This is a genomic window from Pseudomonas sp. ChxA, assembly GCF_030263855.1.
Classification (GTDB): Bacteria; Pseudomonadota; Gammaproteobacteria; order Pseudomonadales; family Pseudomonadaceae; genus Aquipseudomonas; species Aquipseudomonas fluorescens_CB.
This window is the reverse complement of record NZ_JARPMK010000002.1, coordinates 1,220,442-1,232,695: the sequence shown is the minus strand read 5'-3', so window position 1 is coordinate 1,232,695 and position 12,254 is coordinate 1,220,442. Positions and strand designations below refer to the sequence as shown.

12 protein-coding genes are annotated in these 12,254 nt (G+C 59.4%); 10 read left to right on the top strand and 2 right to left on the bottom strand.

The annotated features are described in order from the left end of the window. The first annotated feature begins 221 nt into the window (after window positions 1-221). From P5706_RS31445 to P5706_RS31415, 7 genes are all read left to right on the top strand, one after another. Window positions 222-860: a peroxiredoxin gene (locus P5706_RS31445; protein WP_285684314.1), complete on the top strand. Its 639-nt coding sequence runs from the start codon at window positions 222-224 to the stop codon at window positions 858-860. A gap of 316 nt (window positions 861-1,176) precedes the next feature. Next, window positions 1,177-1,770, top strand: coding sequence for an NADPH-dependent FMN reductase (ssuE, locus tag P5706_RS31440; RefSeq protein ID WP_056860738.1), 594 nt, complete (start codon window positions 1,177-1,179; stop codon window positions 1,768-1,770). A 94-nt stretch (window positions 1,771-1,864) separates the two neighbouring features. Then, on the top strand, window positions 1,865-2,833 hold the full coding sequence (locus P5706_RS31435) for a sulfonate ABC transporter substrate-binding protein (protein WP_285684309.1): 969 nt from the start codon (window positions 1,865-1,867) through the stop codon (window positions 2,831-2,833). A gap of 25 nt (window positions 2,834-2,858) precedes the next feature. Next, window positions 2,859-4,007 carry an FMNH2-dependent alkanesulfonate monooxygenase gene (ssuD, locus tag P5706_RS31430; RefSeq protein WP_138813398.1) on the top strand — a complete coding sequence of 383 codons (1,149 nt, stop codon included), beginning with the start codon at window positions 2,859-2,861 and terminating at the stop codon, window positions 4,005-4,007. 9 nt (window positions 4,008-4,016) lie between these two features. Further along, window positions 4,017-4,805, top strand: coding sequence for an aliphatic sulfonate ABC transporter permease SsuC (gene ssuC / locus P5706_RS31425; RefSeq protein ID WP_056860735.1), 789 nt, complete (start codon window positions 4,017-4,019; stop codon window positions 4,803-4,805). Beyond that, on the top strand, window positions 4,802-5,608 hold the full coding sequence (gene ssuB, locus P5706_RS31420) for an aliphatic sulfonates ABC transporter ATP-binding protein (protein WP_056860734.1): 807 nt from the start codon (window positions 4,802-4,804) through the stop codon (window positions 5,606-5,608). The genes ssuC and ssuB overlap by 4 nt, the downstream gene beginning before the upstream one ends. A gap of 19 nt (window positions 5,609-5,627) precedes the next feature. Continuing rightward, entirely contained in the window at window positions 5,628-5,843 is a 216-nt protein-coding gene (locus P5706_RS31415; protein ID WP_003213899.1) for a TOBE domain-containing protein, read from the top strand. Between the two features lie 118 nt (window positions 5,844-5,961). Here the strand turns inward: P5706_RS31415 and P5706_RS31410 are convergent, their stop codons facing one another. Both P5706_RS31410 and P5706_RS31405 read right to left on the bottom strand, forming a co-directional pair. Beyond that, window positions 5,962-6,591, bottom strand: a complete 630-nt coding sequence (locus tag P5706_RS31410; RefSeq protein WP_056860733.1) for a TetR/AcrR family transcriptional regulator — start codon at window positions 6,589-6,591, stop codon at window positions 5,962-5,964. A 221-nt stretch (window positions 6,592-6,812) separates the two neighbouring features. Beyond that, window positions 6,813-8,189 (bottom strand): glutamine synthetase family protein, encoded by a 1,377-nt coding sequence (locus P5706_RS31405; protein WP_003213894.1) that lies wholly within the window; start codon window positions 8,187-8,189, stop codon window positions 6,813-6,815. A gap of 278 nt (window positions 8,190-8,467) precedes the next feature. On the opposite strand from P5706_RS31405, the gene P5706_RS31400 reads away from it, so the two are divergent. Genes P5706_RS31400 through P5706_RS31390 form a run of 3 tightly spaced genes read left to right on the top strand, consistent with a single transcriptional unit; the run spans window position 8,468 to window position 12,069 of the window. Then, window positions 8,468-9,247, top strand: coding sequence for a gamma-glutamyl-gamma-aminobutyrate hydrolase family protein (locus P5706_RS31400; RefSeq protein ID WP_200430491.1), 780 nt, complete (start codon window positions 8,468-8,470; stop codon window positions 9,245-9,247). A gap of 39 nt (window positions 9,248-9,286) precedes the next feature. Further along, window positions 9,287-10,645, top strand: a complete 1,359-nt coding sequence (locus P5706_RS31395; protein WP_017139534.1) for a glutamine synthetase family protein — start codon at window positions 9,287-9,289, stop codon at window positions 10,643-10,645. A 59-nt stretch (window positions 10,646-10,704) separates the two neighbouring features. Then, window positions 10,705-12,069: an aspartate aminotransferase family protein gene (locus P5706_RS31390; protein ID WP_200430490.1), complete on the top strand. Its 1,365-nt coding sequence runs from the start codon at window positions 10,705-10,707 to the stop codon at window positions 12,067-12,069. The last annotated feature ends 185 nt before the right edge of the window (window positions 12,070-12,254 follow it).

The window sequence follows — 12,254 nt, the reverse complement described above, 5'->3', positions numbered from 1 at the left end:
TCGGGCTCAACCCCCGCAAGCCCTTCCTGAATCCCCTCTTTGTACAGCGTCTCAAGGCCTTCTCGAACCTTGAAACCGATGTTGATCCTCGCCCGTTCCCAAGTCCAATGAACAGATTTTTAATATTCCTTTATCGTCTAGATAAATCGATATTTATTCTTTTTAAATAATCTCCAACCCATGCACAGTGGGCTCCATAAGCACTCATCAGGAGCCACACCATGAGCCTACGATTGGGCGACATCGCCCCCGACTTTGAACAGGATTCCAGCGCCGGCAAGATTCGTTTCCACGAATGGCTGGGCGATAGCTGGGGCGTGTTGTTTTCCCATCCGGCCGACTTCACTCCGGTGTGCACCACGGAGCTGGGCTTTACCGCCAAGCTCAAAGACGAATTTGCCAATCGTGGCGTCAAGGCCATCGCCCTGTCGGTTGACCCTGTGGACTCGCACCACAAGTGGATCGAAGACATCAACGAAACCCAGAACACCGTCGTCAACTTCCCGATCCTGGCCGATGCCGATCGCAAGGTGTCGGACCTCTACGACCTGATCCACCCGAATGCCAGTGACACCCTCACCGTGCGTTCCTTGTTCGTGATCGACCCGAACAAGAAGATCCGCCTGACCATCACTTACCCGGCCAGCACCGGTCGCAACTTCCACGAAATCCTGCGGGTCATCGACTCGTTGCAACTGACCGACAACCACAAGGTCGCCACGCCCGCCAACTGGCAGGACGGCGATGAAGTGGTGATTGTGCCGTCGCTCAAGGATGAGGAAGAGATCAAGCAGCGCTTTCCGAAAGGCTACCGTGCGGTGAAGCCGTACCTGCGCCTCACCCCTCAGCCTAATCGCTAAGGCGCAAATCGCTATCGCGGGCAAGCCCGGCTCCCACAGTTGACCGCATTCCCCTGTGGGAGCCGGGCTTGCCCGCGATGACGCCGGTGCGTGTGCCACAGAACCTGAGTTGAAACCGAATCACATAGCAGGGGTTTTCAGGCCGTTTCGACGGCCTTTTTTTTCGCCTTGAGATTAATAATCTCCATATGCATTTGTGGAATAAACAAATGAAAAAATAAGATTTAAAGATATATAAATATGCTGATAGGGTCTGTTCCATCTTGGCGACATCGCCACACAGCGAACCGCCGACACTTGCCCAAGGAATACCTGCATGCTGGTCGTAACACTTGGAGGCAGCCCCAGCCAGCGTTCGCGCTCCGGGGTCTTGCTGGAAAAAACCCGTCAGTGGCTGCAAGACAAAGGCGTGGAAGTGGTGAGTTATCAGATACGGGACTTCCCGGCCGAAGACTTGCTGCACGCCCGCTTTGACAGCCCCAAAGTCATCGACCTGTTGCAGCAAATCGCCAATGCCGACGGCCTGGTCATCGCTACGCCGGTGTACAAGGCCTCGTTTTCCGGCGCGCTGAAAACCGTGCTCGACCTGCTGCCCGAACGCGCCCTGGCCCACAAGATTGTGTTGCCAATGGCCACCGGCGGCAGCATCGCCCACATGCTGGCGGTGGACTACGCCTTGAAGCCGGTGCTGTCGGCCCTCAAGGCCCAGGAATTGCTCCACGGTATTTTCGCCGAAGACAGCCAGATCGCTTACGCCGAAGGCAGTGCCCAGGCGCAACTGGTGCCGGTGCTTGAACAGCGTCTGCACGAAGCCCTGGAGACGCTCTATGGCGCCATGGCCCGTCGGCCCAAACCGCTGGACCCGAATGTGTTGAATGAACGTTTGTTGAGTGCTCGCTGGAGCATTTAAGCCGTACCGGATTTTGTAGTACTCACCTTACTCAGCCGCCAACGGCCAAGCAGGTGCAGCCAACCCCCTCATCGCATTATTTGGAGAGAGCGCCATGCGCACTGTCATCTTGCGTCGTGGTCTGGTCGCACTGTTTGCTGCGGCTGTGTCCTTCGGCGCCATTGTTCAAGCCCAGGCTGCCGAGACCCTGCGGATCGGTTATCAGAAGTACGGCACGCTGGTGCTGCTCAAAGCCAAGGGCTCGCTGGAAAAACGCCTGGCCGCCCAAGGCGTGCAGGTGCAATGGACCGAGTTCCCCGGTGGCCCACAGTTACTCGAAGGCCTGAACGTCGGCGCCATCGACTTTGGTGTCACCGGCGAAACTCCTCCCGTGTTTGCCCAGGCAGCGGGTGCAGATTTGCTCTACGTCGCCTATGAGCCACCCGCGCCGACCAGTGAAGCGATCCTGGTGCCCAAAGACTCGACGATCAAATCGGTGGCCGAGCTCAAGGGCAAGAAAATCGTGCTCAACAAAGGCTCCAACGTGCACTACCTGTTGGTACGTGCCCTGGAAGATGCCGGCCTCAAATACACCGACGTGCACACCATCTTCCTGCCGCCCGCCGATGCCCGCGCCGCGTTCGAGCGTGGTAGCGTCGACGCCTGGGTGATCTGGGACCCGTACCAGGCTGCCGCCGAGAAACAGCTGCAAGCCCGCACCCTGCGTGACGGCACCGGCATTGCCGACAACCACCAGTTCTACCTGGCCACCAAGCCTTACGCCACGCAGCACCCGGACGTGATCAAGGCGCTGGTGGAAGAAGTGCGCGCAGTGGGCGAATGGTCCAAGGCCAACCCTACGGAGGTAACCGAACAAGTCGCGCCGCTGCTCGGCTTGCCGGCGGACATCACCCTGACCTCGGTGAAGCGCCAAGGCTACGGCGCGCTGTTCCTGACCCCGGAAGTGGTCGCTGCCCAGCAGAAAATCGCCGACACCTTCTACCAGCTCAAATTGATCCCCAAACCCTTGAGCATCAAGGACGTGATCTGGACTCCACCCGCCGCCGTCGCCACAGCGCCGTAATCCGACTTCTTCAGGAGACAACTCCATGAGCCTCAATATTTTCTGGTTCCTGCCTACCCACGGCGACGGCCATTACCTTGGCACCGCCGAAGGCGCCCGCGCCGTCGATCACGGTTATCTGCAGCAAGTGGCCCAGGCCGCCGATCGCCTGGGTTTCGGCGGGGTGCTGATTCCTACCGGCCGTTCCTGCGAAGATTCGTGGCTGGTGGCCGCCTCGCTGATCCCGGTGACCCAGCGTCTGAAATTCCTTGTCGCGCTGCGCCCCGGCATCATTTCCCCGACGGTGGCCGCGCGTCAGGCCGCGACCCTGGACCGTTTGTCCGGCGGGCGCGCTTTGTTCAACCTGGTCACCGGCGGTGATCCGGAAGAGTTGGCCGGCGATGGCTTGTTCCTCAGCCATGAAGAGCGTTACCAGGCCTCGGTGGAATTCACCCGCATCTGGCGCCGCGTGCTCGAAGGCGAAACCGTCGATTACGACGGCGAGCACATCAGCGTCAAAGGCGCAAAATTGCTCTACCCGCCGATCCAGCAGCCACGCCCGCCGCTGTACTTCGGCGGTTCCTCCGAAGCGGCCCAGGACCTCGCAGCCGAACAGGTGGAGATGGTGTTGACCTGGGGCGAACCGCCCGCCGCGGTCGCTGAAAAAATTGCACAGGTGCGGGCCAAGGCTGAAAAGCTGGGGCGTACCCTGCGTTTTGGCATTCGCTTGCATGTGATCGTGCGCGAAACCAACGAAGAAGCGTGGAAGGCCGCCGACAAGCTGATCTCCCACGTAGACGACGAAACCATCGCCCGCGCCCAGGCCTCGCTGTCGCGCTTTGATTCGGTGGGCCAGCAGCGCATGGCTGCCTTGCACGGCGGTAGCCGCGACAACCTCGAAGTCAGCCCCAACCTGTGGGCCGGCGTCGGCCTGGTGCGCGGCGGTGCCGGCACTGCGCTGGTGGGCGATGGCCCAACCGTGGCGGCGCGGGTCAAGGAATACGCAGCGCTGGGTATCGACACCTTTATCTTCTCCGGTTACCCACACCTCGAAGAGTCGTATCGGGTTGCCGAACTGTTGTTCCCGCACTTGGACATCGAACGACCCGAGCTGCCGAAAAGCGCCGGTTACGTCAGCCCGTTCGGCGAAATGGTCGCCAACGACATCCTTCCCAAAGCTGCGTCGCAGAGCTGAGGCGTAGCCATGAACTATGAAAAATTAAGCCATCGCGTTGCGCCTTGGGTGCTGCCGATCCTGTTGTTGGCGGTGTGGCAGTTGTCGGTGTCGGCGGGCTGGTTGTCGACGCGGATTCTGCCGGCGCCCAGCGCCGTGATCGAAGCGGGCGTCAACCTGGTACGCAGCGGCGAAATCTGGACGCACCTGGCCATTAGCGGCTGGCGTGCCGGCCTGGGCTTTGTGATCGGTGGCAGCATCGGTTTGGCCCTGGGCTTTATCACCGGCCTGTCGAAGTGGGGCGAGCGCCTGCTGGACAGCTCGGTGCAGATGATCCGCAACGTGCCGCACCTGGCGCTGATTCCGCTGGTGATTTTGTGGTTCGGCATTGACGAGACCGCGAAGATTTTCCTGGTCGCCCTCGGCACGCTGTTCCCGATTTACCTGAACACCTACCACGGTATTCGCAACGTCGACCCGGCGCTGGTGGAGATGTCGCGCAGCTACGGCCTGTCCGGTTTCAGCCTGTTCTGGCAAGTGATCCTGCCGGGCGCGTTGCCATCGATTCTGGTGGGCGTGCGTTTTGCCTTGGGCTTTATGTGGCTGACGCTGATCGTGGCGGAAACCATCTCGGCCAGCTCCGGCATCGGTTACCTGGCGATGAACGCCCGCGAATTCCTGCAAACCGACGTGGTGGTACTGGCAATTGTGCTCTACGCCATCCTCGGCAAGCTCGCCGACCTCGCGGCGCGTGGCCTGGAACGTGTGTGGCTGCGCTGGCACCCGGCTTACCAAGTGAATAAAGGAGGTGCGGCATGACCGCTCAACAACCTCCGCGCCTGCTCAAGGGCATCCCGCTGGCGGTGCGCAAATTGCGCAAGGCTTTTGGTGCGCGGGAAGTACTCAAAGAGATTGATCTGCACATTCCGGCGGGCCAGTTCGTGGCCGTGGTCGGCCGCAGCGGCTGCGGCAAAAGTACCTTGCTACGCCTGCTCGCAGGCCTGGATAAAGCCAGTGGCGGCGAGCTGCTGGCCGGCTCCGCGCCGCTGAACGAGGCGATTGAAGACACGCGGTTGATGTTCCAGGAAGCGCGTTTGCTGCCGTGGAAAAAGATCATCGACAACGTCGGCCTCGGCCTCAAGGGCAACTGGCGCCCCAAGGCATTGGAAGCGTTGGAGGCAGTGGGTTTGGCCGAGCGCGCCAATGAGTGGCCGGCGGCCTTGTCCGGTGGCCAGAAGCAACGCGTGGCCCTGGCTCGTGCGTTGATTCATCAGCCGCGCCTGTTGCTGCTCGATGAGCCGTTGGGCGCATTGGACGCCCTGACCCGCATCGAGATGCAGCAACTGATTGAAAACCTCTGGCAGAAGCACGGCTTCACCGTGTTGCTGGTCACCCACGATGTCAGCGAAGCCGTGGCGATTGCCGACCGCGTGATCCTGATTGAAGACGGCGAAATCGGCCTCGACCTGATCGTCGACCTGCCACGCCCACGCGCCCGTGGCTCACATCGCCTGGCCGCGCTGGAAGCTGAAGTGCTTAACCGGGTGCTGTCGCTGCCAGGCTCGCCGCCGGAACCTGAACCTGTTTCACCGCTGCCTACGCAATTGCGTTGGGCTCAATAACTCATAGAGGAAAACCATCATGACTATCAAAGCCATCAACGTACGTAACCAGTTCAAAGGCACCATCAAGGAAATCGTCGAAGGCGACGTATTGTCGGAAATTGACGTGCAGACCGCGTCCGGCATCGTGACTTCGGTGATCACCACGCGCTCGGTCAAAGAGCTGGAACTGGTGATTGGCAGCGAAGTGATTGCCTTTGTTAAGTCCACCGAGGTGTCGATCGCCAAGTTGTGATTGGCGGCCTTGCAATCGCTATCGCAGGCAAGCCAGCTCCCACATTTGAATGTATTCACAGCTCAAAATGTGGGAGCCGGGCTTGCCCGCGATAGGGCCGGTGCAGCCACTACCAGGCTCAGCGCTTAGGCAGATACGCCGGTAAGTAAAGCCCCACATACGCATCAAACACCCGCATCCCTTCCTCGGCCATGCGCGGCGTAATCTGCCCATGCTGATGCACCGAGCGCGCGTACACGCGGTCGCTCAACTCCAGCGCCAGCGCGAACACGTCCACGTCGGTGGGCAAGGTCGGCACTTCGAAGTGGCGGTTGAACACTTCAAGCATCAAATCCCCCAGCTCCAAATCATGCTGACGGTCCGCCTGGGTCACTTCAGCAAGCCCGTGCTGCGCCAGGATCAACTGACGTGCAGCCGCGTCGTTGCTGTAGATGCTGAGCATGCGTTGCTCGACGATAGAGGACAGGTCGCGCCACACCTTGAGTGAATCGTGCTCGATAGGCGCCTGGATCGCGGCGCGAAAAGCCGCATGTACATCGGCGGTCAACGCCTCCAGCAATGCCGGCACGCTGGCGAAAAAGTGATACACCGACGACGGCGGGATCTGCGCCCGTTCGGCCACGCTGTAGATCGACAAACTCGCCACGCCTTCGCTCGCCAGCAAGGTGCGAGCGGCGTCGAGGATCGCATCGATCCGGGCCTGGCTGCGGGCGCGGGGTTTGCGAGGGGCGGCGGGGCGGGTGGGCATGGAAGTCTCCTACAAGGCAGAGCGCATTGTATGAGCAGGAAGGTATGTTGTCTGCCAGGGCCTCATCGCAGGCAAGCCAGCTCCCACCTTTGAATGTGTTCACAAATCAAAATGTGGGAGCTGGCTTGCCTGCGATGGATACACCTCGGTCGCCCGGAAGAAACCCATAAAAAAACGCCGCAAGCCAAAAGCCTGCGGCGTTCTTTTAATACAATCAACGCTTACACAGTATGCAAGTACCAGTTGTACTCAAGGTCGGAGATGGAGTGTTCAAACTCTTCCAGCTCACTTTCCTTACAGGCGACGAAGATATCGATGTACTTGGGATCGATGTACTTGGCCATCACCTCGCTGTCGTCCAACTCACGCAATGCATCGCGCAGGTTGTTCGGCAGGCTCTGTTCGTTCTGCTCGTAGCTGTTGCCTTCCACCGGTGCGCCAGGCTCGATCTTGTTGGTCAGACCGTGGTGCACGCCTGCCAGGACCGAAGCCATCAGCAAGTAGGGGTTGGCGTCGGCACCGGCTACGCGGTGTTCGATACGCACGGCATCGGACGAGCCGGTGGGTACGCGAATCGCCACAGTGCGGTTATCCAGCCCCCAGCACGGCGAGTTCGGCACGTAGAACTGTGCGCCGAAACGACGGTAGGAGTTGACGTTGGGGCACAGGAACGCCATTTGGGCGGGCAGGGTCTCGAGCACACCGCCGATCGCGTGACGCAGTGCGGCGTTCTGCTCGGGATCCTCGCTGGCAAAAATATTCTTGCCGTCCTTGTCCAAAATGGAGATGTGTACGTGTAAACCGTTACCTGCCTGGCCTGGGTAAGGCTTGGCCATGAAGGTGGTGTCCATCTCATGGTCGTAGGCGATGTTCTTGATCAGGCGCTTGAGCAGTACCGCGTAGTCGCAAGCCTTGATCGGGTCGGCGACGTGGTGCAGGTTCACTTCGAACTGCGCCGGGGCACTTTCCTTGACGATTGCATCAGCCGGGATGCCTTGCTCTTTGGCACCTTCCAGAATGTCCTGGAGGCAGTCGACGTATTCATCGAGGTCGTCGATCAGGTAGACCTGTGTCGAATGCGGGCGTTTGCCGGAGATCGGCGAGCGGGGCGGTTGTGGGCGGCCGTTCACGTTCTCCTGGTCGATCAGGTAGAACTCAAGCTCGAAGGCGGCGCAGATGGTCAGACCGAGGTCGTCAAATTTGCTTACAACTTGGCGGAGCACTTCGCGAGGATCGGCGAAGAAAGGTTCACCTTCAAGTTCGTGCATGGTCATCAGCAGTTGCGCGGTTGGGCGCTTTTGCCAGGGTTCATTGCACAGGGTGTCGGGGATTGGATAACAGATTCGGTCAGCATCACCGATGTCCAGACCCAGGCCGGTGCTTTCCACCGTCGAGCCGTTGATATCCAGGGCAAATAAAGAGGCAGGCAGGTTAATGCCCTTCTCGTAAACCTTGTGGAGGCTGGTGCGTTCGATGCGCTTACCGCGCACCACACCATTCATATCCGCAATTAGAAGGTCTACGTACAGAACCTCAGGATGATCCTTAAGGAACGCGTTCGCTTCGTTAAGCTGAACGGCACGCGGGGGTACCGACATGATGCAACACCTTTGTTGTTAAAAATATCAATCATTGATCTTTTCTGGTTTCAGTCAACCCGAACGGCATGCCGAAGTCAAGCGAGGCCTTTTTTGCCCTAAAAAAGCGCCTTGAGGCCTTTTTTGGGGCTTTTTGGGGCGGTTTTTTGGGTTTGAAGGGCTTGGGACTAGCAGGCTAAAGCGGGCCGTGTTGTATTTTTTACGGGGGTGTTGTGTAAAAAAATGAACAAGGCTAAGCTCGATTCAAACCCATAACAGCAATAATACCGGGGTGCTTCATGTCTCGCCTGCCGTTAATCGGCGTCACCGCCTGCTCCAAACAGGTCGGTTTGCATGCTTATCACATCAGTGGCGATAAATACGTCCGTGCAGTCGCAGTCGCTGCCAAGGGCTTGCCATTGATCATTCCATCCTTGGGCGACCTGCTCGACCCGGCCAATATTCTTGACGGCCTGGATGGCATTCTTTTTACCGGCTCCCCCTCCAATATCGAACCCTTTCACTACGACGGTCCGGCCAGTGCGCCCGGGACTGCTCATGATTCTGCACGCGACCAGACCACCCTTCCGTTGCTGCGTGCCGCGATCGCGGCAGGCGTGCCGGTGCTGGGCATCTGCCGTGGTTTCCAGGAAATGAACGTGGCCTTCGGCGGCAGCCTGCACCAGAAGGTTCATGAAGTACCGGGCATGATGGATCACCGCGAAGACGAGACCCAGCCGCTGGAGATCCAGTACGGCCCGGCGCACGCCGTGGCGATTACCCCCAATGGGGTATTGGCAGGCCTGGGTTTGCCGCCGACGATTCAAGTCAACTCGATTCACAGCCAGGGCGTTGATCGCCTGGCGCCGGGGCTGCAGGTCGAAGCGACCGCACCCGATGGGTTGATCGAAGCTTTTTCTTACAGTGCAGGCAAGGCTTTTGCTTTAGCAGTGCAATGGCACCCCGAATGGCAGGTAAGCTCTAACCCGCACTACCTCGCGATCTTCCAGGCCTTTGGCTTGGCTTGTCGAAAGCGGGCGATGCAACGCGACGCGGATGCTGCGTCAACCAACGCCTGACCTTTAATGGATGTCAGGAAACACAGCCCAGAGGCATTTATGAGTAACAACCTCGACCAGCTCACCGATTGGTTGAAAGACCACAAGATCACAGAAGTCGAATGCATGATTGGCGACCTCACGGGCATTACCCGAGGCAAGATCTCGCCGACCAACAAGTTCATCGCCGAAAAAGGCATGCGCCTACCCGAGAGCGTTCTGTTGCAGACCGTGACCGGCGACTATGTCGAAGACGACATCTATTACGAATTGCTCGACCCGGCCGACATCGACATGATCTGCCGCCCCGACCAGAACGCGGTATTCCTGGTGCCTTGGGCCATCGAGCCGACTGCCCAGGTGATCCACGACACCTACGACAAGCAAGGCAACCCCATCGAGCTGTCGCCGCGCAACGTGCTCAAGAAGGTACTCAAGCTCTATTCCGACAGGGGCTGGCAGCCGATCGTGGCGCCGGAGATGGAGTTCTATCTGACCAAGCGCTGCGAAGACCCGGACTTCCCGCTGCAACCGCCGATTGGCCGTTCCGGTCGCCCGGAAACGGGCCGCCAGTCCTTCTCTATAGAAGCCGCCAACGAATTCGACCCGTTGTTCGAAGACGTCTACGATTGGTGCGAACTGCAGGAGCTGGACCTCGACACCCTGATTCACGAGGACGGCACGGCGCAGATGGAAATCAACTTCCGTCACGGCGATGCTTTGTCCCTGGCCGACCAGATCCTGGTGTTCAAGCGCACCATGCGTGAGGCCGCGCTCAAGCACAACGTAGCCGCCACCTTTATGGCCAAGCCAATGACCGGCGAGCCGGGCAGTGCGATGCACTTGCACCAGAGCATCATCGACATCGCCACCGGCAAGAACGTCTTCTCTAATGAAGACGGGACCATGAGCCAGCTGTTCCTCAACCACATTGGCGGCCTGCAGAAATTCATCCCTGAATTGCTGCCGCTGTTTGCCCCCAACGTGAACTCGTTCCGCCGCTTCCTGCCCGACACCTCGGCGCCGGTGAACGTGGAGTGGGGCGAAGAGAACCGCACCGTGGGCCTGCGTGTACCGGATGCCGGCCCGCAGAACCGCCGTGTCGAAAACCGCCTGCCAGGCGCCGATGCCAACCCGTACCTGGCGATTGCCGCCAGCTTGCTGTGTGGCTACATCGGCATGGTCGAAGGCCATAACCCCAGCGCACCTGTAGTGGGCCGTGGTTATGAGCGCCGCAACCTGCGCCTGCCGTTGACCATCGAAGACGCCCTGGAGCGTATGGAAAACAGCAAGACCATCGAGAAGTACCTGGGGCAGAAATTCATCACAGGCTACGTCGCGGTCAAGCGGGCCGAGCATGAAAACTTCAAGCGCGTGATCAGTTCGTGGGAGCGGGAATTCCTGCTCTTCGCCGTCTGATGCGCCGGGCGCGCGGGGCAACCTGCGCGCCCTTCACCGAAAAAGTCTAGGAGACCGGTATGTCCAGCAACAACCCGCAAACCCGTGAATGGCAAGCCTTGAGCAATGATCACCACCTGGCGCCGTTCAGCGACTTCAAGCAATTGAAAGAGAAAGGCCCAAGGATTATTACCAAAGCCCACGGCGTTTACCTGTGGGACAGCGAAGGCAACAAGATCCTCGACGGCATGGCCGGCCTGTGGTGCGTGGCGATCGGTTACGGTCGCGATGAACTGGCTGACGCCGCCGCCAAACAGATGAAAGAGCTGCCTTACTACAACCTGTTCTTCCAGACCGCGCACCCGCCGGTGCTGGAGTTGGCCAAAGTCATTGCCGATGTCGCGCCTGCCGGCATGAACCACGTGTTCTTTACCGGTTCCGGCTCCGAAGGCAACGACACCATGCTGCGCATGGTCCGCCATTACTGGGCGATCAAGGGCCAGCCGAACAAGAAAACCATCATCAGCCGCAAGAATGGCTACCACGGCTCCACCGTGGCCGGTGCCAGCCTGGGCGGCATGACTTATATGCATGAACAGGGCGACTTGCCGATCCCGGGCATCACCCACATCGCCCAGCCGTACTGGTATGGCGAAGGCGGCGACATGAGCCCGGAAGAGTTCGGGGTCTGGGCCGCCAACCAGCTCGAAGAAAAGATTCTGGAACTGGGCGTGGACAACGTCGGGGCCTTTATTGCCGAGCCGATCCAGGGTGCCGGTGGCGTGATCGTGCCGCCTGAGACCTACTGGCCGCGCATCAAGGAAATCCTCGCCAAGTACGACATCCTGTTCGTCGCCGACGAAGTGATCTGCGGTTTCGGCCGTACCGGCGAATGGTTCGGCAGCGATTTCTATGACCTCAAGCCCCACATGATGACCATCGCCAAAGGCCTGACCTCGGGTTACATCCCCATGGGCGGCTTGATCGTGCACGACGACGTGGTTGCCGTGCTCAACGAAGGCGGCGATTTCAACCACGGCTTCACCTATTCCGGTCACCCGGTGGCCGCCGCCGTGGCCCTGGAAAACATCCGCATTCTGCGCGATGAAAAAATCATTAAGCGTGTGCACGATGAAGCGGCACCGTATTTGCAGAAACGTCTGAGGGAACTGGCTGATCACCCGTTGGTGGGTGAAGTTCGCGGTGTGGGCATGCTCGGGGCGATTGAGCTGGTGCAGGACAAGGCCACGCGCAAACGTTACGAAGGCCGGGGTGTGGGCATGATCTGCCGCACGTTCTGCTTCGAGAATGGCCTGATCATGCGCGCCGTGGGCGACACCATGATCATTTCGCCTTCGCTGGTGATCAGCAACGCGGAAATCGACGAGCTAGTGACCAAGGCTCGCCATTGCCTGGACCTGACTTTGGCGGCATTGCAGGGCTAAGTGCTAGGCTCAGAACGCAGCGGCTTTCGGGCGCTGCATTCTGAGCAGCTATAAATGAGGCTTTGGTTGAAAGCCGGCCTCGGAACTTGCCAGACTGTCGCCCTGTTTTGTTGCCCTTTAGACGGGCCGCTTAACACTGTAAGAACGTGGCCCAAAAAAGAAAAAAATTGGAGCATCACCAAATG

Excerpts from the sequence above, each read along its gene's own strand:
- P5706_RS31445 (WP_285684314.1), top strand. The coding sequence starts at position 222 with ATGAGCCTACGATTGGGCGACATCGCCCCCGACTTTGAACAGGATTCC.
- ssuE (WP_056860738.1), top strand. The coding sequence starts at position 1,177 with ATGCTGGTCGTAACACTTGGAGGCAGCCCCAGCCAGCGTTCGCGCTCC.
- P5706_RS31435 (WP_285684309.1), top strand. The coding sequence starts at position 1,865 with ATGCGCACTGTCATCTTGCGTCGTGGTCTGGTCGCACTGTTTGCTGCG.
- ssuD (WP_138813398.1), top strand. The coding sequence starts at position 2,859 with ATGAGCCTCAATATTTTCTGGTTCCTGCCTACCCACGGCGACGGCCAT.
- ssuC (WP_056860735.1), top strand. The coding sequence starts at position 4,017 with ATGAACTATGAAAAATTAAGCCATCGCGTTGCGCCTTGGGTGCTGCCG.
- ssuB (WP_056860734.1), top strand. The coding sequence starts at position 4,802 with ATGACCGCTCAACAACCTCCGCGCCTGCTCAAGGGCATCCCGCTGGCG.
- P5706_RS31415 (WP_003213899.1), top strand. The coding sequence starts at position 5,628 with ATGACTATCAAAGCCATCAACGTACGTAACCAGTTCAAAGGCACCATC.
- P5706_RS31410 (WP_056860733.1), bottom strand. The coding sequence starts at position 6,591 with ATGCCCACCCGCCCCGCCGCCCCTCGCAAACCCCGCGCCCGCAGCCAG.
- P5706_RS31405 (WP_003213894.1), bottom strand. The coding sequence starts at position 8,189 with ATGTCGGTACCCCCGCGTGCCGTTCAGCTTAACGAAGCGAACGCGTTC.
- P5706_RS31400 (WP_200430491.1), top strand. The coding sequence starts at position 8,468 with ATGTCTCGCCTGCCGTTAATCGGCGTCACCGCCTGCTCCAAACAGGTC.
- P5706_RS31395 (WP_017139534.1), top strand. The coding sequence starts at position 9,287 with ATGAGTAACAACCTCGACCAGCTCACCGATTGGTTGAAAGACCACAAG.
- P5706_RS31390 (WP_200430490.1), top strand. The coding sequence starts at position 10,705 with ATGTCCAGCAACAACCCGCAAACCCGTGAATGGCAAGCCTTGAGCAAT.